Below are 21,295 nucleotides of genomic sequence, written 5' to 3'. Positions count from 1 at the left end.
CCATGTCACCTTCCGGCCACTCCTCGGCATTGAATCGGCCACCCACGTGGGCAATCGTCATCTCGAAGCAGGCGATCTAGCCCACTGCGGAGGAAGCCATGACACGTTCGTTGCGCGCCACCCTGACCGCCCTGCCGCTGGCCGGACTGATCAGCATCGGCCTCGCCATCCCGGCCGCCGCCGAGCCGCCGGGAGTCCCCGACCCGGCGACCGCGAAGGCCGAGCTCGCTGAGCTGACCGTCGCCGCCGAGGGCTCGATGGACGGCTACAGCCGGGAGAAGTTCCCGCACTGGATCGACGGGCCGGACAACTGCAACACCCGCGAAGCGGTGCTCAAGCGGGACGGCGAGGGCGTCGAGGTCGGCTCCGACTGCTACCCGACCGCAGGCAGCTGGGCCAGCCCGTACGACGGCGAGACCTGGACCCAGCCGTCCGACGTGGACATCGACCACATCGTGCCGCTGGCCGCCGCGTGGCGCTCCGGTGCCGCCGAGTGGACCCAGGACCAGCGCCAGGCGTTCGCCAACGACCTGGAAGGCCCGCAGCTCATCGCGGTCACCGACAACGTCAACCAGGAGAAGGGCGACCAGACCCCGGAGACCTGGATGCCGCCGGCGACCGACTACCACTGCACCTACGCCTCGATGTGGGTCGGCACCAAGCACAAGTACCAGCTGACCATCACCGAAGCCGAGAAGGGCGCTCTCCAGACCGCCCTGGACGGCTGCTGAAGCGGCGCAGCCGCTTCCTCGACCTGAGGTGGTCCTCCTGCGAGGACGCGTCGACGTGGTGCCTTGGGCACGCACGAGTCGGCGCGCCCGGAGCAGGAGGACCCCAGTGCTTTCCCGTTCGGGGTTCCCGCCACCCGCACCGCCGCGCGAAGGGCCCCGAACGAACCCCGGAAAGGCATACTGCGGTCATGGGCGAGTTGCGCACGACTCTGACCGCGCCTCCGGGCGGGGTGATGACCGACGAGGTCGGCGTGATCACCGGCGACCTGGAACTGGCGACCTCCTGCGAGCAGGGCGCGGTGCAGGTGTGGATCCGCTACTCGGGTGCCGAGGAGTGGTACCGCCTCTCAGCGGCCGACTGCGAGCTGCACGACCCGCGCGACCACGAGCCGCTGCACGCCTGCCTGGCAGCCGTGCTGAACCGGCCCTAGCTCTCCTCGGGGTGCAGTGGCGGCAGGGTGGCGACCGCTTCGGCGCGGGTCAGGCCGGACGCCTGCAGCAGGTCGACGGCGATCGAGCGCACCTGCAGGACCACGACCTGCATCGAGAAGTCGCCCTCACCCAGGAGTTCCACTGTGGACTTCTTGGCGACTGCGCGCGCGGCTTCCCTGGCCTGCAGCGGATCCTTGCCGCTGGCCAGCTCGTCGCGCAGCAGCACGACGGTTCCCGCGAGCTCCTCCAGCATGCCCGGTAGCGGTCGCGGAACGGGTTCTTCGTCGCGCAGCGCGGCCAGCGCCCGCCGGGTCAGCACGCGCGTGTTGCGCAGCGCGCGGTCGACGGGGGTGGCGGCGGTTTCGTAGCGCTCCAGGTCGCCGCGCCTGCGCCAGCGGATCGGCGCGAACCTGGCGATCTCGGCTCCGGCCTCCAGCGCAGCGCGGAACTCCTCGACGGACTTGTGGCTCTTGCGAGCATCGGCCAGCACGTCGGCGGCCATCGACATGTCGCGGTGCGCGACCGCGCTCGCGACCCCGCGCAGCGCGTCGGCGAGCGCTCCCAGCACCACGCGACCGTTGCGGTGCGCGACCGCGAGGGGGTTGGCGGGCAGCAGCGCGGCGACGGCGAAGCCGACCAGCCCGCCGATCGCGGCGTCGAGCATCCGCGTCAGCCCGCCCGCGGTGGCGGGCGGCAGCAACGTCGCGACCAACACCGACGAGGACGCGGCCTGCAGCACGATCACGCCGCCGCTGTCCAGCAGCACGGCGGTGGACATCGCCAGCGCGACGACCAGCGCGATCTGCCAGGTCCCGGTGCCGATCACCGAGATCAGCACGTCGCCGACCCCGACGCCGATGCTCACGCCGACGACCAGTTCCAGGGCTCGCCGCATCCGCTGCCCGAGCGAGACGCCCAGCGAGATCACCGCGGCGATGGGGGCGAAGAACGGCGCGACGTGCCCGACGACGTCGTGCGCGAGGAACCAGGCCACGCCGGCGGCCAGCGCGCACTGGACGATCGGCACACCGGTTCGCAGCAACCGCCGGAGCCGGCGGATCAACTCCTCACGCAAACGCAGCACGACACCATCCTCCGCCACCGAACGCCCGCGCCCGCCGGGCGGTCCCGGATTTCAGTGGAAATCGGGGCCCGGAGTTCCACTGAAATCGGGTTCCCGATTTCCACTGAAATCCGGTCACCCCGGGACGTGCGGGATCCGGGTACGACGAGCCGGCCACGTGCGGGCAGGGCGTCCGCGCGTGGCCGGGTTCGTGGTCGTCAGGCGAGGTCGTTGGCTTCCAGGGAGGCCGGGTCGCTGTCCTCGAGGAGCTGGCGGCAGCGGTCGAACTCCTCGATCTCGCCGATGGCGCGAGCCGCCTTGGCCAGTGCCGCGACCGAGCGGAGCACGCCGCGGTTGGGCTCGTGGCGCCACGGGACCGGGCCGAAGCCCTTCCAGCCGGAGCGGCGCAGGGCGTCCAGGCCGCGGTGGTACCCGGTGCGCGCGTAGGCGTAGGCGGCGATGTTCTCCCCGCTGTTCAGGGCGTTGTCGGCGAGCGCGGCCCAAGCGGCGCTGAACGCCGGGTGCTGCGCGGCGACCTCGGCGGGGTCGGTGCCTGCGTCCAGGGCGCCCTGCGCCTCCGGGCTCTCCGGCAGCAGCGTCTCCGGCGGCTCCAACAGATTCCTCGTCATGACCCCATCCTCGCACTTCGCCCAAGACGACGACGGTCCGTCCACCCACAGGGCGAACGGACCGTCGAAAGACAACAAAGCCAACCAACGTCAGGCAAACGGCGAAGCCGGTTTCTCTTTTCACCACCTGAGCAACTCGCACCGCCGCGGGTTCTCAGCGGCTCTCTGGGGAGGACAGCCGAAGCGTCGTGTATTGGACATGCACAAGTCTCGGATCCCGGAGCCAGAGAGCCGCTGAGGTTCCGCCACCCGCACCGCCCGGCGAGGCGAGTGCGAACCGAGAAAACTCAGCCGGCGATCATGCGGCCTGCGGACTTGAGGACCTCGCAGCCCTGCGCGACGCGAGCGGCCATGGCCTGCTCGGCGACCTTGAGGTAGCTGCGCGGGTCGTAGGTCTTCTTGTTGCCGACCTCGCCATCGATCTTGAGCACACCGTCGTAGTTCTTCAGCATGTGGTCCACGATGGGCCGGGTGAAGGCGTACTGGGTGTCGGTGTCGATGTTCATCTTGATCACGCCGTAGGTGAGCGCCTCGTGGATCTCCTCCAGCAGCGAACCGGATCCACCGTGGAAGACCAGGTCGAACGGCTTGGAGCCGGCGGCCAGGCCCAGCTTCTCCGACACCACGTCCTGACCCTGCTTGAGGATCTCCGGGCGCAGCTTGACGTTGCCCGGCTTGTAGACGCCGTGCACGTTGCCGAAGGTCGCGGCCAGCAGGTAGCGGCCCTTCTCGCCGGTGCCGAGGGCTTCGACGGTCTTGATGTAGTCGCCGGGCGCGGTGTAGAGCTTGTCGTTGATGTCGTTGGCGACGCCGTCCTCTTCGCCGCCGACGACGCCGACCTCCAGCTCCAGGACGATCTTGGCCTTGGCCGACAGCTCCAGCAGTTCCTGCGCGATCTGCAGGTTCTCGTCGAGGTCGATCGCCGAGCCGTCCCACATGTGCGACTGGAACAGCGGGTTCTCGCCGCGGTTGACCCGCTCCTGGCTGATCTGGATCAGCGGCTTGACGTAGCCGTCGAGCTTGTCCTTCGGGCAGTGGTCGGTGTGCAGCGCGATGTTCACCGGGTACTTGGCGGCGACGACGTGCGCGTACTCGGCGAGCGCGGTGGCACCCGTGACCATGTCCTTGACCTTGGTGCCGGAGGCGAACTCGGCGCCCCCGGTCGACACCTGGATGATGCCGTCACTCTCGGCCTCGGCGAACCCGCGCAGCGCCGCGTTGAGCGTCTCCGACGAGGTCACGTTGATCGCTGGGTAGGCGAATTCACCGGTCTTCGCCCGGTCCAGCATCTCCGTGTAGACCTCGGGGGTCGCGATGGGCATCGGTCATCCTCCTCAGATGGAGTTCGGTCGTGAAGTGTCGCGAGATCGCGCAGCATCCTAGGAACCCCAGCGCACCGTCCGCGGCGCGTCGGGGCACATACCACTCTTTCGCGCGTCACAGTGCCCCAGCGGTGTTGTTTTGAAAAGTTGGTGCAAGGATTCAGAAAACGTTCCTGTGCACATACTCACACGCTGGGGCCCTCGCCGCCTACAGCCAAGCGCCGGTGACGACTTCCCACTGGCGGATGGTGGTCGAGGCGATCACCCCGGCCTCGGTGTACGGGTCGGCGGCCAGGACGTCTTCGAGCTCGGCCTCGTCGGCGGTCTCGTAGATGATCTGGGCGCCCTTGCCGTCGGTGTAGGGCCCGCCGGCCAGCAGGGTGCCCCGTTCGGCCAGTCCGCGCGAGTACTCCCGGTGCTCCGGGCGGACCGCCAGCCTCTTGTCCTCGTCGGGCCCGTAGACCAGCTCGACAACGAACCTCGCCATGTTGTGCCTCCCTAGCGGCGAATTCAACGATCCACGCGACGCTAACCCGAACCCACCCCGCGAACCCATCCTCGCCGGGTAAGTTCTTCGATCATGGGCGGTGATTCGGAAGGGATCGAGCGCAGCGTCGAGAAGACCTTCGGCACGCTGCGCAAGTTGGACGGAGTCCACCGGCAGACGCAGCAACCGCTGTCCCTGGAGGACATCTACAAGCAGCAGCGGATGCGGATGGTCCGGCTGGCGATCCTGCTGGTCGACGACATCAGCAGCGCCGAGGACGTGGTCCAGGAGGCGTTCACCGGCCTCTACCGGAACTGGTCCGGGCTGCGCGATGCCAACGCCGCGATCGCCTACCTGCGCACGGCGGTCGTCAACGGTTCCCGCTCGATGCTGCGCCGCCGCAAGACCGCCCGCGAGTACCAGCCGCCGCACCAGGCCAACGCGCGCTCCGCGGAGTCGCTGGCGATGCTCACCGCCGAGCACCAGGCCGTGGTGGACGCGCTGGGCAAGCTGCCGCGCAGGCAGCGCGAGGTGCTGGTGCTGCGCTACTACGGGAACCTGTCGGAGGCCGAGATCGCCGAGGCGACCGGCGTCTCCAAGGGCACCGTCAAGTCGACGGCGAGCCGCGCCCTGGAGGCGTTGCAGAAGCACATCGCTAGTTGACGACGGTCTATATTCGGCGAATCAGGCATTCCCTCCGGTCTCACCGTCCGTGACCGGCTCGGCGAGTTCGGGCTGAGCCGCAAAACACCGATTTTGGTGTAGACCACTGCTCGCGTTTGGCGGAGGATCGTCGTTGTGAACACTGCCGAACTGATCCTCACCGGCGCGCGGGTCGTCACCCCGGGCGGAGTCGCGCAGCCGGGCTGGGTGCGGGTGTCCGCGGGCAAGATCGCCGCCGTCGGTGACGGCGCCGTCCCCCAGGGCCCGGCGATCGAGCTGTCCGGGCGCTGGCTGGTGCCGGGCTTCGTGGACATCCACTGCCACGGCGGTGGCGGCGGTTCGTTCACCTCGCTGGAACCCGAGCAGACCGAGACCGCGGTGGCCCACCACCGCGCGCACGGGACCACCACGATGCTGGCCAGCCTGGTGTCCGCGCCGGTGCCGGAGCTGGTCAAGCAGATCGCCACGCTGGCCGAGCTGACCGCCGAGGGCCTGGTGGCCGGTGTTCACCTGGAAGGACCGTTCCTCTCCCACGCCCGGTGCGGCGCGCACGCTCCGGAGGCGCTGCGCGCGCCGGAGGCCGACGACGTCCGCCAGCTGCTCGACGCCGGCCGCGGCACGGTCCGGATGGTCACCCTGGCTCCCGAGCTGCCCGGTTCGCGGGACGCGGTCCGGCAGCTGGTCGACGGCGGTGCGATCGCGGCCGTCGGGCACACCGACGCGGTCGCCGACCAGGTGCTGGAGGCCGTGGAGGCCGGGGCGACCGTGGCGACGCACCTGTTCAACGGCATGCGTCCGCTGCACCACCGCGAGCCCGGACCGGTCGGCGCGCTGCTCGACGACGAGCGGGTCAGCGTGGAGCTGATCTGCGACCTCGTGCACCTGCACCCGACCGTCGCCCGGCTGGCCGCCACCCACGCCGGAGCGGACCGGACGATCCTGGTCACCGACGCCATCAGCGCCACCGGCGCCGGTGACGGCACCTACGAGCTGGGCGCGCTGCCGGTGACCGTCGTCGACGGCGAACCCCGGCTGGCCGACGGCTCGCTGGCCGGCAGCACGCTGACCATGGACGCCGCGTTCCGCAACCTGGTGCGCAGCTGCGGGCTGTCCGTGCCGACCGCGGTCGCGGCCACCTCGACGAACCCGGCGCGGCGGCTCGGGCTGACCGACGTGGGCGAGATCCGCCCGGGCGCGGAGGCGAACATGGTCGTGCTCGGTGACGACCTGGACCTGCAGGGCGTCATGCACGGCGGCCGGTGGCTCACCGAACCCGCGTGACCTGCTGCATCGCCGATCTGCAGCCGTTCGGCCGGGCTGCTGGTTAGGGTCGGGGGATGAACGGCCGGGAAACCGAGGACACGCTGTCCGCCGCGTTACGGGCGCGAGCGAGCGGCCGTCCCTCCTCGTCGCAGCGCACGCTGCGACCCAGTTCCACGAGAGTGCTGCTCTTCGTGATCGTCCTGGGACTCCTGTCCGGTTCGCTCGCGGCGGGCGTCACAGTCCTTTACCCCATTGGGTGATCGTGGGTGTGCGCTGCGTTGATGTCCCGCAGCTCTCCCGAAATCCGGGCGAAGCGGCGTCACGGTACCGTTGGCAAGCGTGACGTCCGAATTCGCCGCCGCGGCACAGCCCGCGCTCGCTCTGCTTCCGGATTGGCTGAATCCGGAGAACATCGTCTCTGGTCTCGGCCCGTTCGCGCTGATCGGCGTCTGCCTGATCATCTTCGCCGAATGCGGTCTGCTCATCGGCTTCTTCCTGCCGGGTGACTCGCTGCTGTTCGTGACCGGCATGTTCGTCGCCATCGGCGCGATCAACACGCCGATCTGGCTGGTCTGCGTGCTGCTGGCGATGTGCGCCTTCGTCGGGAACGTGACCGGGTACTGGATCGGGCGCAAGGTCGGCCCGGCGATGTTCAACAAGCCCGACTCGAAGCTGTTCAAGCGCGAGCACGTCGACAAGACGCACGCCTTCTTCGAGAAGTACGGCGCCCGCGCGATCATCCTGGCCCGCTTCGTGCCGATCGTCCGCACGTTCATCACGGCGGTGGCCGGCATCGGTCAGATGGACCAGAAGAAGTTCTTCAGCTACTCGGCCATCGGCGGTGTGGCCTGGATCCTGAGCATGACGCTGCTCGGGTTCTTCCTGGGCAACATCCCGTGGATCCGGAACAACATCGAGGCCATGGCCATCGTCATCGTCGTGATCTCGATCGTGCCGATCATCATCGAGTACATCAAGGGACGCCGCGAGAAGGCCCGCGAAGCGGCCTGACGGAACCCTCGAAAGAAGAGCCGGCACCCACTCGGGTCCGGCTCTTCTTTCGCATCCGGGGGCGGTTTTGGCCCGAACCGACCGATCATGGACGGTTCGGACGCGGAGCCCTCACCACGCCAAGCCGAGGTCGGCGTGCTGCTGCACCCAGGTGTGCATGACGACGCCCGCGGCGACCCCGGCGTTGATCGATCGGGTGGAGCCGAACTGCGCGATGGAGACCACCATGTCGGCCTCGCGGCGGGACTCCTCGTGCAGGCCGGGCCCCTCCTGGCCGAACAGCAGCACGCACCGGCGCGGCAGCTCCGCGCGCTCCACCGGGATCGCGCCCGGCGCGTTGTCCACCGCCACGACCGCCAGGTCCGCTTCTCGCGCCCACGCGCTCAGCGACTCGACGTCCGGGTGGTGGTGCACGTGCTGGTACCGGTCGGTGACCATCGCGCCGCGCCGGTTCCAGCGGCGGCGACCCACGATGTGCACCGCCTCCGCCAGGAACGCGTTGGCGGTGCGCACCACCGTGCCGATGTTGTGGTCGTGCTGGAAGTTCTCGATGGCCACGTGGAACTCGTGCCGCCGCAGGTCCAGGTCGGCGACGATCGCCTCCCGCCGCCAGTACCGGTAGTGGTCGACGACGTTGCGGCGGTCACCGTGCTCCAGCAGCTCCGGGTCGTAGCGCTCGTCGTCCGGCCAGGGGCCCTCCCACGGGCCGACGCCGACGCTGGTGCCCCACTCGGTGGGCCCGACGTCCTCGCTCACGCCAGTCCGAGGTCGGACAGCCCCAGCAACGTGCGGTAGGGCAGTCCCGCTTCCTCGATGGCCTCGCGAGCCCCAGTGTCGCGGTCGACGACGGTCGCCACGCCGACCACCTCGGCGCCCGCCTCGCGCAGCACCTCGACGGCGGTGAGCACGCTGCCGCCGGTGGTCGAGGTGTCCTCCACGGCCAGCACCCGCCTGCCGGTGATGTCCGGTCCCTCGATCTGGCGCTGCATGCCGTGGGCCTTGGCGGACTTGCGCACTACGAAGCTGTCCAGCGCGGGACCGTCGGCGTGCATCATGGCCGCGGCGACCGGGTCGGCGCCCAGGGTCAGCCCGCCGACGGCGGTGTAGTCCCAGTCAGCGGTGATCTGCCGCAGCAGACTCCCGATCAGCGGGGCCGCCTGGTGCTGCAGGGTCGCCCGACGCAGGTCCACGTAGTAGTCGGCCTCCTTGCCGGAGGACAACGTCACCTTGCCGTGCACCACCGCGAGCTCCTTGACCAGTCGGGCCAGTTCGGAGCGCTGCTTCTCGTTCACCACGAGAACCGAGGATAGTTCTCAGGTCCGGCCGGGAACGGTGCGGGTGACCACCATGCGCTGCAACTTCTTCGGGATCAGCCGTCCGATGGCGACCAGCGCCTTGTACTGGGCGCCCGGGATCGACACCGCCTTGCCCGCGCGGAGGTCGGCCAGCGACTCGTGCACGACCTGGTCGGCCTGCAGCCAGAAGGCGCGCGGCAGCCTGCTCATCTCCAGCCCGGCGCGCTCGTGGAACTCGGTCCGGGTGAAGCCGGGGCACAGCACCATGACGCGCACCCCGGTGCCCGCCAGGGACGTCGCCAGGCCCTCGGAGAAGGCGATCACGTACGCCTTGGTGGCGGCGTAGGTGGAGCCGGAGACGGTGAAGAAACCGGCCACGCTGCCCACGTTGATCACGTCGCCGCGTCCGCGCTCGCGCATCGTCCGCACCGCCGCGTGGGTCAGCTCCAGCACCGCCGCGACGTTGACGTCCAGCTGCTGCCGCAGCACCTCGGGCGCGAGGTCCCAGAAGGCTCCGCCGGTGCCGAACCCGGCGTTGTTGACCAGCACGTCCACCGGCCTGGTCGCGTCGCTGAGGCGCTCGGCGACCTTCGCCCGCTGCGCGGCGTCGGAGAGGTCCGCAGGAAGGATCTCGACCCGCACGTTGTGCCTGGTCTGCAGCCGGTCGGCGAGCTCTTCGAGCCGCTCGGTGTCGCGCGCGACCAGGACCATGTCGTGACCTTCGGCGGCCAGCCGACGAGCGTAGGTGCGGCCGATACCCGCAGTGGCACCGGTGACGAGTGCGGTAGGCATATCCCGAACCTACCGGTCTCGAAAACCATCGGCTGAGGTCGGCTTGCTCAGCGGTGCGGCTGCGCCGCTTGACCTACTGGATGTGCTGCGAGGTCTCTTCCGCCTCGGTCTCGGTCGGCGCGTCGTTGGGGTCGCTGTCGAACGGGTCGACCAGGTCGGCGAGGTCGCCGAGATCGCGCAGCAGGCGCTCCAGGCGTGCCGGGTCGGCGTCGGCCGGGTGCATCGCGGCCAGCACCCAGTCGTTCTCCAGCCAGACCACGGTGACGTCCTGGCCGATCTCCTCGGTGGCGTCGACCAGGTCGGCGGTGACCAGCGGGCGGGCCGAGGCGACCTCGGTGACGAAGGCGTAGCGCGAACCGACCGGCCCCAGCAGGTCCAGCCCGGAGTCCTGGGGCACCGGCACGTCCGGCAGCCACAGCTCGATGGTCGCCGGGGTCGTGCGGCGGCAGCGGACGCCCACCAGGACGGCGACGGTCTTGCCCGCGGCATCCAGGTCCAGCACGTAGACCTGACGACGGCCGTCGGCGGTGAACGTCGAGCCCGCCACCACGTCCATCGCGGTCGTCGCGCCGTACTGGGCGAGCACGCCGCGCTCCCACCGCGTCGGCAGGACGCGATCCACTTCGGCGAACTGCCAACCGCGCAGCGCCGCCCAGCGACGCCGCTCCCGGTTGTTGGAGGTGCGCTGCGATCGGTCGGAGATCAGCAACGCGACGCCGGCGACGATCGCGACGACGGCGACGAGGAACCAGAGCCACGCAGGTATGCCCACACCGGGCAGGGTAGTCCGAACATCGCGGAACTCGAAGATCACCTGCGCATCGGAATCCGAACCGCTCGTTCGGTTGACCTTGACGTGCGAAAACCGCGAACCGGTCGGATCACTCGGCGCGGTTGTCGCAGAGGGCTCGCCACTCGGCCGTGTCCGGCGCCGGACCGCGCAGGGCAGCGCCGTCGGCGCGGAGACCTTCCAGGACCAGGCCGAGGTAGCGGGCGCGGAGCTCGGCACGGCGGGACTCGGTCGTCGGCAGCGACGGGTTGAGGTGCTTGAACAGCAGCAGGACGTCGGTCCAGTCGACGTCGGCGCGGAGCTCTCCGGCCAGTTTGGCGTCATCGACCAGGGCCTCGATCACCTCGGCGACGCGCTGCTGCAGGTCGCGGAACTCGACCGAGAAGGTGTGCCGCTTCTCCAGCTGCGGCAGCACGGTGCCGATTCCCGAGCCCTCCCGCAGGCAGCGGTGCATGAAGCGGCTCAGCGCCCGCCACGGATCTCTCTCCTCGGCGCGCGCGGCCTCGGCCTCATCGATGACCAGGCGGAACGCCGCGATGCGCACCTGTTCGACGAGCTCGGCCTTGCTCGGGTAGCGGCGGTAGATGCTCGCCACGCCGACCCCGGCGCGCTTGGCGACCTCGGCCATCGGAGCGGCCATCCCGTGCTCGGCGAAGACCTCCCGGGCGGCTCGGATGACGGCGTCGTCGTGCCGCGCGGTCGTTGCTGTGGCCATGCGCACAAGGCTACGCCCGCGCGGAATGGTTCGTTCCGCTAAGAGGTTGTCGTTGTCCGGACACCCCGAACCCGACCGAAGAGGAAATCCATGACCACCGAACTGGCACGCCCGAGCCTCACGCGCGAGCGCGGGTTGTCACGTTCCGGCTCGTTCTGGTTCATCGGCGGGATCTACGCCCTGTTCCTGATGGCCTCCACCGCCCCCTCCCCGATGTACTCGATCTACCAGCAGCGGTGGGGGTTCACCAACACCGTCCTGACGGAGGTGTTCGCCTCCTACGCGGTGGCGATCCTGGTGGCGCTGCTGCTGTGCGGGTCGCTCTCGGACCACATCGGGCGACGTCCGGTGCTGATCGGGGCGCTGGTGGTGGAGATCGCCGCGGTGCTGGTGCTCGCGCTGGCCACCGGCGTCGGCGGGCTGTTCGCCGGCCGCGTGCTGCAGGGGTTGGCCACGGGTGCGGCGACGAGCGCGATCAGCGGTGCGCTGCTGGACTTCCAGCGCCCCGGATCCAGCCAGGGATCCCTGGTCAACGGGGTCGCGGCGGCGCTGGGCATGGCGGGCGGATCGCTGCTGTCGGGAATCCTGGTGCAGTTCGTCCCGGGGCCGACGCTGACCAGCTACCTGCTGCTCGCCGCCGGTTTCGCGGTGGCGCTCCCGATCGTGCTCGCGATGCCGGAACCGGTGGCGAAGATCAGCTCGATCGGGGAGGCGCTGCGCCCGCGCCGGCCGGTCGTCCCGGCGGGCCAGGGCGCCCGGTTCGCGCTGATGTCGACCATGGTGCTGGCCTCGTGGATCGTCGGCGGGATGTTCATGTCGTTGGCCCCGTCGGTGGCCAAGGGCATGGTGCACGACCTCCCGAACCTGATCAGCGGACTTCCGGTGGCGGTGCTGGCCGGGGTCGGTGGGCTCACCCAGCTGCTGCTGGCCCGCTGGGCCGCCGAGCGAGCGGTGCGGGTCGGAGCGGTGCTGATGATCATCCCGATGGCGGGGATCGCGACCGCGGTGCTGTCCCACCACGCCGACCTGTTCTTCGCGGCCACCGCCGTGCTCGGCGTCGGCTGGGGACTGATGTTCATGGGCGCCTTCCGGATGCTCACCGGCCTGGCGGCCCCGCACCAGCGCGCGGGCACGGCGGCGATGATCTACGTCGTCGCCTACCTGTCGGCCACGGTCCCCGCGGTCGTGCTCGGCTACATCAGCACCATCACGGACCTGACCACCGCCACCCTGGTCTTCACCGCGGCGGCCTCCCTCTTCGCCGCGATCGCAGCCCTGTCCACCTTTCGCCGTTGAGACCAGGGTGATTCGAATTTCGCGCGAAATTCGAGCCCGAACTTCGGCATTCAGATTTCGCGCGAAATTCGAATCGTTCACCCGAACGTGAGGTCAATTCGCGGGTTCGACGGTGAGGGCGTCGTTGTCGTCGGTGACGTCGATGCGGACCTTGTCGCCCTCGCGGATGTCGCCCGCGAGGAGCTTGCGGGCCAGCTGGTCGCCGATGGCCGACTGCACCAGGCGGCGCAGCGGACGAGCGCCGTAGATCGGGTCGAAACCGTTGAGCGCCAGCCAGTCCCGCGCCGCCGGCTGGACGTCGAGGCTCAGCCTCCGCTGCGCGAGCCGCTTGGCCAGCCGGTCCACCTGGATGTCCACGATGGACGTGAGCTCCTCGGTGTTGAGCTGGTGGAACACCACGACGTCGTCGAGCCGGTTGAGGAACTCGGGCTTGAAGTGCGCGCGCACCACCGACATCACGGCCTCGTCGCGGTCCCGCTCGCCGAGGTTGGGATCGGCGATGGCCTGCGACCCGAGGTTGGAGGTCAGCACCAGGATCGTGTTGCGGAAGTCGACCGTGCGGCCCTGCCCATCGGTGAGCCGCCCGTCATCGAGGACCTGCAGCAGCACGTCGAAGACGTCGGAGTGGGCCTTCTCGACCTCGTCGAACAGCACCACCGAGTAGGGCCTGCGGCGGACCGATTCGGTGAGCTGACCGCCCTGGTCGTGGCCGACGTAGCCGGGCGGGGCGCCGACCAGGCGGGCCACCGAGTGCTTCTCGGAGTACTCGCTCATGTCGATGCGGATCATCGACCGCTCGTCGTCGAAAAGGAAACCGGCCAGCGCCTTGGCCAGCTCGGTCTTGCCGACCCCGGTCGGGCCCAGGAACAGGAACGAGCCGGTCGGCCGGTCCGGGTCGGAGACACCGGCGCGGGTGCGCCGGACCGCGTCGGAGACCGCGCGCACCGCTTCGGACTGGCCGACGACGTGGGCGCCGAGGGCGTCCTCCATCCGCAGCAGCTTGGTGGTCTCGCCCTCCATCAGGCGACCCGCGGGGATGCCGGTCCAAGCGCTGACGACGTCCGCGACGTCGTCGGCGGTGACCTCCTCCTGCAGCATCGCCTTGCGCTCGGTCTGCGCGTGGGTGGCCGTGTCGAGTTCCTTCTCCAGCGCGGGGATTCGCCCGTAGCGGAGTTCGGCGGCCTTGCCGAGGTCGCCGTCGCGCTCGGCGCGCTCGGACTCCCCGCGCAGCTGTTCCAGCTGGGTCTTGAGGTCGCGGACCTTGTCGATGGACTCCTTCTCCTGCTGCCAGCGCGCGGTGAGCTCGGAGAGCTTCTCGCGCCGGTCGGCGAGCTCGGCGCGCAGCGCGGCGAGCCGTTCGACCGAGGCCGGGTCGGTCTCCTTGGCCAGCGCCATCTCCTCGATCTCCAGGCGGCGCACAGCGCGCTCGACCTCGTCGATCTCCACCGGGCGCGAGTCGATCTCCATGCGCAGCCGGGACGCCGCCTCGTCGACGAGGTCGATGGCCTTGTCCGGCAGGAAGCGGGCGGTGATGTAGCGGTCGGACAGGGTCGCGGCGGCCACCAGGGCGCCGTCGGTGATCCGGACGCCGTGGTGGACCTCGTAGCGCTCCTTGAGCCCGCGCAGGATCGCCACGGCGTCCTCGGGGCTGGGTTCGCCGACGAACACCTGCTGGAAGCGGCGTTCCAGCGCGGCGTCGGTCTCGATGTGCTCGCGGTACTCGTCGAGCGTGGTCGCACCGACCATGCGCAGCTCGCCGCGCGCGAGCATCGGTTTGATCATGTTGCCCGCGTCCATCGAACCGTCACCGGTGGCCCCGGCGCCGACGATGGTGTGCAGCTCGTCGATGAAGGTGATCACCTGACCGGCGGATTCGGTGATCTCCTTGAGCACCGCCTTGAGCCGCTCCTCGAACTCACCCCGGTACTTCGCGCCGGCCACCATCGAACCGAGGTCGAGCGCGACGACCCGCTTGCCGCGCAGCGATTCGGGCACGTCACCTGCGACGACCCGCTGCGCGAGGCCCTCCACGATGGCGGTCTTGCCGACGCCGGGCTCACCGATGAGCACCGGGTTGTTCTTGGTCCGCCGGGACAGCACCTGCACGACGCGGCGGATCTCGGCGTCGCGGCCGATGACCGGGTCGAGCTCACCGGCGCGGGCGCGCTCGGTGAGGTCCTGGCCGTACTTCTGCAGCGCTTGGTAGGTGCCTTCGGGATCGGGGCTGGTCACGCGGGCCGAGCCGCGCACGTTGGCGAAGGCCTCCCGCAAGGCGTCGGGGGTGGCGCCGTGCTTGCGCAGCAGGTCGGCGACGCGGCCGCCCTCGGCGGCCAGGCCGACCAGAAGGTGCTCGGTGGAGACGTACTCATCGCCCATCTCGGTGGCCAGGCGTTGCGCGCGGGTGAGCGCCTTGACGGCCTCGCCCGACAGCTGCGGGGCGCCGACGGTGCTGCCGGTGGCGGCGGGCAGCGAGTGCGTCAGCGAGTCGAGCTCGCGCCGCACGTCGGCGACGTCCGCCCCGACGGCGGTGAGCAGCGGTGCCGTCAGCCCGTCACCTTGCGCGAGCAGGGCGCCGAGCACGTGCGCAGGGCCGACGTCCGGGTTTCCGGCCATCGTGGCGGCCTGAACCGCGGAGGAGATCGCCTGCTGAGTCTTCGTCGTCGGGTTGAACGCGTCCATTCCTCACCTCGTGCCGCTTGTCGTGCCTGGTCGTCCCGCTTGTCGGCACCAGACTCCACACGTCCAACATAACAAAAGTTGAGCGCCTTCCGCTCAAGCTCAGTTTCACACTAGGTTTCTTTTTTCACACGGCGTAAACATAGGTCTGACCAATCGGATCAACCTTCCGCAGATTGTTACGCACAGTGCTTGCTTTCAGGGGTTTTGCTCGCTTTGCTATTGCGCCATGACCTACACCTTGGGGACACCACCGCCGGACGGCGAACTCGTCCTTGCGGCTGATGCCGGCCCACTCGCCAGCATCGAGGACACCATCAACAACGTCTTCACGCCGATCTCGGAGGCCTTCTCCGGGTTCGTGTTCGGTGAGATCACCGTCCTCGGCGTGAGCTTCCCGTGGATCGTCGCCTGGCTGGTGATCGCCGCGACGGTGTTCACGCTGGTCTTCGGCTTCGTGCAGATCCGGAACTTCAAGCTCGCGGTCGACCTGGTGCGCGGCAAGTACACCAGCAAGGACGAACCGGGCGAGATCAACCACTTCCAAGCGCTGGCCTCGGCGCTGTCGGGAACCGTCGGTCTGGGCAACATCGCCGGTGTCGGTGTCGCGGTCACCGTCGGCGGCGCGGGTGCGACCTTCTGGATGATCCTCTGCGGCCTGCTCGGCATGGCGACCAAGTTCGTCGAGTGCACCCTCGGGGTGAAGTACCGCGAGATCGACGCGAACGGCAACGTTCACGGCGGTCCGATGCACTACCTGCGCAAGGGCCTCGCCGAGCAGATCCCCAACGCCTTCGGACGCGGCCTGGGCAAGGTGCTCGCCGTGCTGGCGGCGATCATGATCCTGCTGTTCGGCGTCGGCGGCGGCAACATGTTCCAGGCCAACCAGACCTTCGCCCAGGTGCGCGACGTCACCGGCGGCGACGAGGGCCTGCTCGGCTCGGACGGTGCCGCGCTGATCTTCGGCGTCATCCTGGCGATCATCGTCGGCTCGGTCGTGGTCGGCGGCATCAAGTCCATCGGCGCGGTGACCAGCAAGCTCGTCCCGGCGATGGCGATCATCTACGTCCTGGCCTCGCTGACGGTCATCGGCGTCAACATCACCGCCGTGCCGGACGCGGTCGTCACGATCGTCCAGGGCGCGTTCACCCCGGAGGCCGGATTCGGCGGTCTCATCGGTGTGCTGATCGTCGGTTTCCAGCGCGCCGCGTTCTCCAACGAGGCCGGTCTGGGCTCGGCGCCGATCGCGCACTCCGCGGTCCGCACCCAGCACCCCGCCACCGAGGGCCTGGTGGCGCTGCTGGAGCCCTTCATCGACACCGTCATCATCTGCACCATGACCGCGCTGACCATCGTCATCGCGCAGCCGCAGCTGTGGGTCGAGGGCCAGAAGGCGGTGCTGGCCGGTGGTGAGGAGCCGGACGGCGTCACCGTGACCTCCGAGGCGTTCGCCAGCGTCCTGCCCTGGTTCCCGTACGTGCTGACCGTGGCGGTCGTGCTCTTCGCCGTCTCCACGATCATCACCTGGGGCTACTACGGCCAGCGCGCGTGGCTGTTCCTGTTCGGCAACACCTCGGTGAGCCGCAACATCTACAACGTGGTGTTCTGCCTGTTCGTGATCGTCGGTTCGGTGCTGAGCCTGAGCAGCGTCATGGACTTCACCGACGCGGTGCTGTTCCTTCTGGCCCTGTTCAACATCATCGGCCTCTACATCATGATCCCGGTGGTCAAGCGGGAGCTGGCCGACTACAAGGCCAAGATCCGCTCCGGCGAGGTCCGCAAGGTCGACGAGAAGTCCGGCGTCTGACCCCGGTGGCGGTGCCGGTTGCGGGGCGATCCCGGTAAGCGACGAAGTCGCTTCCTCCTTGCCCACCTGAGCAACTGGCACCGCTGCGCAAACCGATTCCACCTCGGACGCCAAGATGTGAAGAAGCCGTGCGCACCCCCGACGTGCGCACGGCTTCTTCTTTCGAGGAGCGGCCGAGCCAGCCACAGCAGACCGCTCCTGGTCTCATTCCTGCTCGTGCACCACCTGGATGTCGATCTGCACGCGCAGGGTGGTGCCGACGGTGGCGATGCCGCTCTTGAGCGACTGGCTGAACCGCACCGCGAAGTCGTCGCGACGCAGCTGCGCGACCGCCGAGGCCGAGGCCCGGGTGCCGCCCCACTGGTCGGGACCGACTCCGTCGAAGCGGGTGTCCAGCATGACCGGTTTGCTCACGCCGAGCATGGTGAGCTCGCCCGCCAGGTCCCACTTGTCGCCGCCGCGCGGGCGCAGCCCGGTGGAGCGGAAGACGATCTCCGGGTACTCGGCGACGTTGAGGAAGTCCTCGGTGCGCAGGTGGTCGTCGCGCAGCTGGTTGCCGGTGTCGATGGTGTCGGCGTTGATGCGGGCCTCCACCAGCGACTTCTCGATCGGGGTGCCGATGCGCACCTCGCCGGAGAACTCGTTGAAGCGGCCGTGGATGCTGCTCAGGCCCAGGTGCTTGGCGGTGACCTGGATGGAGGAGTGCACGGGGTCGATCCGCCACAGCCCGGGGGCGGGCAAGTCGGCGCCGCCGACGCGGCGGATCTCGACGTCACCGAGGTTGGCGGTCGCGCCCTCGTGCACCAGGGTGGTGCGGGCGACCGGCTCGTGGCCGATCGCGGTGACGATCGCGGTGTAGGCGCCCGCGGCGAGGCCGGAGGCCATCACCGAGCCCTGCCCGTCGCCCTGAGCTCGTGCGACCTGGGTGCCGCTACCGTCGATGACGGTGACCACCGCCTCCGGCACCGGCCAGCCGTCGCTGCCGCGCACCGACGCCGTCACCGCCCCGGAACCCCGGGCGGCGCCGGTCTCGCCGTTGGCGGCCGCGGCCTGCGGTTGGCCGAGATCCATCTGAAAACACTCCTTTGAAGCAGAGCTCGGTCATGATCTTGCTCAGCGGGCGGGCCGACGTCCAGCCGATCCCGCCCGCCGCAGCACGACCGTGACCTCCGGGTGGTGCTGGTGCGACCGGTCAGCCTTCGGGGTAGCCCAGGTCGACGTCGTGCGACGTCTCCTGGCCCGTCAGCCGCAGCGAGCCGGCCACCGGCGGATAACCGCTGGCGATCACCGTGTACTCGCCGTCGGGCAGGTCGGTGAAGTGGTAGTTGCCGTCGATGTCGGTGGTGTCCGCGGCCACCACCGCGCCCGAAGCGTCGAGCAGCGTCACCCGCGCGTCCGGCACCGGCACGCCCAGGTTGGCCGACCGGATGACGCCGCTCAGCTGCGCCCCGGTCTGCAGGGCGACGTCGAGGCGCACCCGCTCCCCATCGGTGACCACGATCGGGTGGGCCACCGGACGGTATCCGTCCGCGGTGACGGTCAGCGCGTACGAGCCACCGACCAGGTCGGAGAAGCCGTAGTCGCCGTCGGCGTCGGTGGCGTTGGTGGCCACGACCTCGCCGCGCACGTCGGTGAGCACCACCATCGCGCCCGGCACGCCGACACCGCCGACGTGCACCAGACCGCTGAGCTCACCGGCGCCGAGCAGCTGCACGTCGTGCCGCACCGGGCGGTCGGCCACGACCACCATCGAGGCGGTGGGCTGGTAGCTGCCGCCGGAGGCGATCAGCACGTAGGTGCCACCGTTGTCGACGGCGAAGTCGAACTCGCCGTCGTTGTCGGTGCGAGCCCGCTCCACCTGGCGCCCGTTGGCGTCGGTGAGGGTCAGCACCACGCCGGAAACCGGGGTTCCGATCGAGTCGTGGACGACTCCGTGCACGACCCGCTGCTGGGCGTGCTCCTGGTCCTCCATGAACCGGCCGGTCAGCGCCGCGCCGTTGGAGGCGAACGACGGGATCGACGGCTCGGTCCACGGGCTGGCCTGGGCGGAGTTCGTCTGCGCGCCGTTGTTCCGGCCCTCTTCGTGTGCGGCCACTGAAGCCGTCTCCATTTCCTCGTTGCTTTCGATCGTGGTCCGCAACGGCTTCTCGCGGATGAACAGCACCGCGAGGAAGGTGACCACGGAGATGCACGCCGAGATGAGGAAGATGTCGCCGATGGCATCCCCGTACGCCGCGCGGACGATGGTCTGGATCGGCCCGGGGAGGTGTCCGATGTCCAGCGATCCGGTTCCTCCGCCGGCGGCCGCGGCCTGGGCCGCACCGGGGATCTTCGCCAGGCCCTCCACGATGTAGTCCTGAACGCGGGTGGCCAGCACCGCGCCTAGCACCGACACACCAGCCGAACCTCCCAAGGTGCGGAAGAAGGTGACGACGGAGGTCGTCGAGCCCATGTCCTTGGCGCTGGTGGCGTTCTGCACCGCCAGCACCAGGTTCTGCATGAGCATGCCCACTCCGGTGCCCATCAGGAAGAGGTAGACCCCCACCAGCACCAGGTTCGTTTCATGATCGACGGTGCTCAGTAGCCCCATCGCAATGATCATCACGATCGAGCCGACCACGAGGAACGGTTTGGTCTTGCCGGTGTACCGGGAGATGACCTGACCGCTGACCGTGGAGGAGATGAACAGACCGCCGACCATCGGCAGCGTCATCAGGCCCGCGGTGGTCGGGCTGAAGCTGCGCGCGATCTGGAAGTACTGCCCCAGGAACACCGCGCCGCCGAACATCGCGGTGCCGACCGCGACGGTGCCGATGGTGGCCATCGTGACCGTGGGGTTGCGGAACATCTTCAGCGGCACGATCGGCTCGCTGTGCTTCGACTCGATGATGACGGCGATGATCAGGGCGAGGATGCCGCCACCGACGAAGTAGCCGGTCTCCGGTGAGAGCCAGTCGAAGTTCTTGCCGGCCAGCGAGACCCAGATCAGCAGCAGCGACACACCGCCGACCAGGAACAGCGCGCCGAACCAGTCGATCTTGACCTCGCGCTTGATCACCGGCAGCTTGAGCACCCGGCCGAGCACGATGAAGGCGATGACGGCGATCGGCACGGTGACCCAGAAGCACCAGCGCCATCCCAGCCACGGGGTGTCGACGATGACGCCGCCGACCAGCGGGCCGCTGACGGTGGCCACGGCGAACGTGGCGCCGATGTAGCCGCTGTAGCGACCGCGGTCGCGCGGCGGGACCATCGCGGCGATCACGACCTGGATCAGCGCCTGCAGGCCGCCCATGCCGATGCCCTGCAGCGCGCGGAAACCGATCAGGGTCTCCATCGACTGCGCGAACCCACCGGCCACGGAGCCGATGGTGAAGATGGTGATCGCGATCTGGTACAGCAGCTTCTTGCTGAACAGGTCGGAGAGCTTGCCCCACAGCGGGGTGGAGGCCGTGGAGGTCAGCAGCATCGCCGTGACGACCCAGGTGTACTGGCCCTGGGTGCCGTGCAGGTCGGCGATGATCCTCGGCAGCGCATTGGACACGATGGTCGAGCTGAGGATGGCGACCAACAGCGCCAACATCAGGCCGGACATGGCCTCCAGGATCTGGCGGTGCGACATCGCCTGGTCCTGGGCCGACTCGTGCGGCGCGCTCGGTTGAGTCGACACCGCGGGCGCCGTCTCCGTCGAGCTGGTCATCGAGTTCCTTCCCTCATCCCGGAGTCTGAGTGATCTCCGCTTTCGATCGTGTGGCGGCGGATGTCCGACATCGCGTCGCCGAGCAACCGGGCCAGTTCGCGGACCTTCGCGTCCTCCCAGTCGACCAGCGCCTCGCCGATCCACTCCGCCTTCTTCTGCTCGAGCTCGGCGACGACCCGGTCGCCGAGCTCGGTGGTCCGCAGCAGCGAGACCCGGCGGTCGGCGGGGTCCGGTCGGCGTGTGATCAGTCCGGCTTGTTCGAGCTGGTTCACCTGCCGGCTCACCACGGACGCGTCGACGACGCGGTGGTGAGCGAGGTCGGAGACCCGGCATTCGCCGCGGTGCACGAGCTCGGTGAGCAGCCCCGCCGCGGCGTAGGGCACCTGGTCGGAGAGCTGCAACCCCCGTTGCAGCGCGACCTGCTTGAGGCCCATCAAGGCGCGAAGTGGCCGGAGCAGCTCACCGCAGGTCTCTGGTGTAGGTCCCATGCGAGCCCATCCTTTTAGTTGCTCTAGGCAACAATAGGACCACTTGGTTGCAGCACGCAACTGAAATCAGGGTGACTCGCACCACGGCCGGTTTTGGCCGTTTTGCCTGATGGGGCACGATTCAGCACGCGGGAG

General features: G+C 69.3%; 20 protein-coding genes. 7 read left to right on the top strand and 13 right to left on the bottom strand.

All coding sequences use genetic code 11. The features are described from left to right. The first annotated feature begins 98 nt into the window (after positions 1–98). Both AB0J78_RS01260 and AB0J78_RS01255 read left to right on the top strand, forming a co-directional pair. The gene (locus AB0J78_RS01260; RefSeq protein ID WP_363785683.1) at positions 99–731 is read left to right on the top strand and encodes an HNH endonuclease family protein; all 633 of its coding nucleotides are present in this window, start codon (positions 99–101) and stop codon (positions 729–731) included. Between the two features lie 188 nt (positions 732–919). Further along, positions 920–1,162: a hypothetical protein gene (locus AB0J78_RS01255; RefSeq protein ID WP_132680425.1), complete on the top strand. Its 243-nt coding sequence runs from the start codon at positions 920–922 to the stop codon at positions 1,160–1,162. Here the strand turns inward: AB0J78_RS01255 and AB0J78_RS01250 are convergent. The 4 genes from AB0J78_RS01250 to AB0J78_RS01235 form a co-directional block, all read right to left on the bottom strand. Continuing rightward, a complete protein-coding gene (locus AB0J78_RS01250) occupies positions 1,159–2,247 on the bottom strand; it encodes an FUSC family protein (protein ID WP_363785681.1) in 1,089 nt (362 codons plus the stop codon). The two genes, AB0J78_RS01255 and AB0J78_RS01250, sit on opposite strands and share 4 nt — an antisense overlap. A gap of 197 nt (positions 2,248–2,444) precedes the next feature. After that, positions 2,445–2,855 (bottom strand): DUF3151 domain-containing protein, encoded by a 411-nt coding sequence (locus AB0J78_RS01245; RefSeq protein ID WP_363785678.1) that lies wholly within the window; start codon positions 2,853–2,855, stop codon positions 2,445–2,447. 287 nt (positions 2,856–3,142) lie between these two features. Then, positions 3,143–4,177, bottom strand: coding sequence for a class II fructose-bisphosphate aldolase (fbaA, locus tag AB0J78_RS01240; RefSeq protein WP_363785675.1), 1,035 nt, complete (start codon positions 4,175–4,177; stop codon positions 3,143–3,145). 208 nt (positions 4,178–4,385) lie between these two features. Then, positions 4,386–4,664 carry a YciI family protein gene (locus AB0J78_RS01235; RefSeq protein WP_363785673.1) on the bottom strand — a complete coding sequence of 93 codons (279 nt, stop codon included), beginning with the start codon at positions 4,662–4,664 and terminating at the stop codon, positions 4,386–4,388. Positions 4,665–4,757: 93 nt separating this feature from the next. Between AB0J78_RS01235 and AB0J78_RS01230 the strand changes: the two genes are divergently transcribed. The 3 genes from AB0J78_RS01230 to AB0J78_RS01220 all read left to right on the top strand — a co-directional run bounded on the left by AB0J78_RS01230 (position 4,758) and on the right by AB0J78_RS01220 (position 7,601). Then, positions 4,758–5,327 carry a SigE family RNA polymerase sigma factor gene (locus tag AB0J78_RS01230; RefSeq protein WP_363785671.1) on the top strand — a complete coding sequence of 190 codons (570 nt, stop codon included), beginning with the start codon at positions 4,758–4,760 and terminating at the stop codon, positions 5,325–5,327. A 126-nt stretch (positions 5,328–5,453) separates the two neighbouring features. Then, a complete protein-coding gene (gene nagA, locus AB0J78_RS01225; protein ID WP_363786361.1) occupies positions 5,454–6,608 on the top strand; it encodes an N-acetylglucosamine-6-phosphate deacetylase in 1,155 nt (384 codons plus the stop codon). Between the two features lie 321 nt (positions 6,609–6,929). Next, the gene (locus AB0J78_RS01220; protein WP_363785669.1) at positions 6,930–7,601 is read left to right on the top strand and encodes a VTT domain-containing protein; all 672 of its coding nucleotides are present in this window, start codon (positions 6,930–6,932) and stop codon (positions 7,599–7,601) included. A 111-nt stretch (positions 7,602–7,712) separates the two neighbouring features. Here AB0J78_RS01220 and AB0J78_RS01215 read toward each other — a convergent pair whose 3' ends face one another. The 5 genes from AB0J78_RS01215 to AB0J78_RS01195 form a co-directional block, all read right to left on the bottom strand. Then, positions 7,713–8,357: an RNA methyltransferase gene (locus AB0J78_RS01215; protein WP_363785666.1), complete on the bottom strand. Its 645-nt coding sequence runs from the start codon at positions 8,355–8,357 to the stop codon at positions 7,713–7,715. Then, positions 8,354–8,896, bottom strand: a complete 543-nt coding sequence (gene pyrE, locus AB0J78_RS01210) for an orotate phosphoribosyltransferase (RefSeq protein WP_363785663.1) — start codon at positions 8,894–8,896, stop codon at positions 8,354–8,356. The genes AB0J78_RS01215 and pyrE overlap by 4 nt, the downstream gene beginning before the upstream one ends. Positions 8,897–8,914: 18 nt before the next feature. Further along, positions 8,915–9,688, bottom strand: coding sequence for an SDR family oxidoreductase (locus AB0J78_RS01205; RefSeq protein ID WP_363785661.1), 774 nt, complete (start codon positions 9,686–9,688; stop codon positions 8,915–8,917). A 73-nt stretch (positions 9,689–9,761) separates the two neighbouring features. Then, positions 9,762–10,460, bottom strand: coding sequence for a hypothetical protein (locus tag AB0J78_RS01200; RefSeq protein ID WP_363785658.1), 699 nt, complete (start codon positions 10,458–10,460; stop codon positions 9,762–9,764). Positions 10,461–10,569: 109 nt separating this feature from the next. After that, on the bottom strand, positions 10,570–11,193 hold the full coding sequence (locus AB0J78_RS01195; RefSeq protein WP_363785655.1) for a helix-turn-helix domain-containing protein: 624 nt from the start codon (positions 11,191–11,193) through the stop codon (positions 10,570–10,572). Between the two features lie 90 nt (positions 11,194–11,283). Between AB0J78_RS01195 and AB0J78_RS01190 the strand changes: the two genes are divergently transcribed. Next, positions 11,284–12,489, top strand: coding sequence for an MFS transporter (locus AB0J78_RS01190; protein WP_363785652.1), 1,206 nt, complete (start codon positions 11,284–11,286; stop codon positions 12,487–12,489). Positions 12,490–12,582: 93 nt separating this feature from the next. Here the strand turns inward: AB0J78_RS01190 and clpB are convergent, their stop codons facing one another. Next, the gene (gene clpB / locus AB0J78_RS01185; RefSeq protein WP_363785649.1) at positions 12,583–15,168 is read right to left on the bottom strand and encodes an ATP-dependent chaperone ClpB; all 2,586 of its coding nucleotides are present in this window, start codon (positions 15,166–15,168) and stop codon (positions 12,583–12,585) included. Positions 15,169–15,394: 226 nt separating this feature from the next. Between clpB and AB0J78_RS01180 the strand changes: the two genes are divergently transcribed. Further along, on the top strand, positions 15,395–16,972 hold the full coding sequence (locus tag AB0J78_RS01180; RefSeq protein WP_363785647.1) for an alanine/glycine:cation symporter family protein: 1,578 nt from the start codon (positions 15,395–15,397) through the stop codon (positions 16,970–16,972). A 204-nt stretch (positions 16,973–17,176) separates the two neighbouring features. On the opposite strand, the gene AB0J78_RS01175 is transcribed toward AB0J78_RS01180, so the two are convergent. From AB0J78_RS01175 to AB0J78_RS01165, 3 genes are all read right to left on the bottom strand, one after another. Next, complete coding sequence (locus AB0J78_RS01175; RefSeq protein WP_363785645.1) at positions 17,177–18,043, bottom strand: YceI family protein; 867 nt, start codon at positions 18,041–18,043, stop codon at positions 17,177–17,179. Between the two features lie 121 nt (positions 18,044–18,164). Beyond that, on the bottom strand, positions 18,165–20,594 hold the full coding sequence (locus tag AB0J78_RS01170) for an MFS transporter (RefSeq protein WP_363786359.1): 2,430 nt from the start codon (positions 20,592–20,594) through the stop codon (positions 18,165–18,167). 74 nt (positions 20,595–20,668) lie between these two features. Next, positions 20,669–21,160 (bottom strand): MarR family winged helix-turn-helix transcriptional regulator, encoded by a 492-nt coding sequence (locus tag AB0J78_RS01165; protein WP_363785642.1) that lies wholly within the window; start codon positions 21,158–21,160, stop codon positions 20,669–20,671. Positions 21,161–21,295 lie beyond the last annotated feature (135 nt).

This window comes from Saccharopolyspora sp. NPDC049426, from assembly GCF_040676935.1.
Lineage (GTDB): Bacteria > Actinomycetota > Actinomycetes > Mycobacteriales > Pseudonocardiaceae > Saccharopolyspora.
This window is presented reverse-complemented; position numbering and strand designations above follow the sequence as displayed.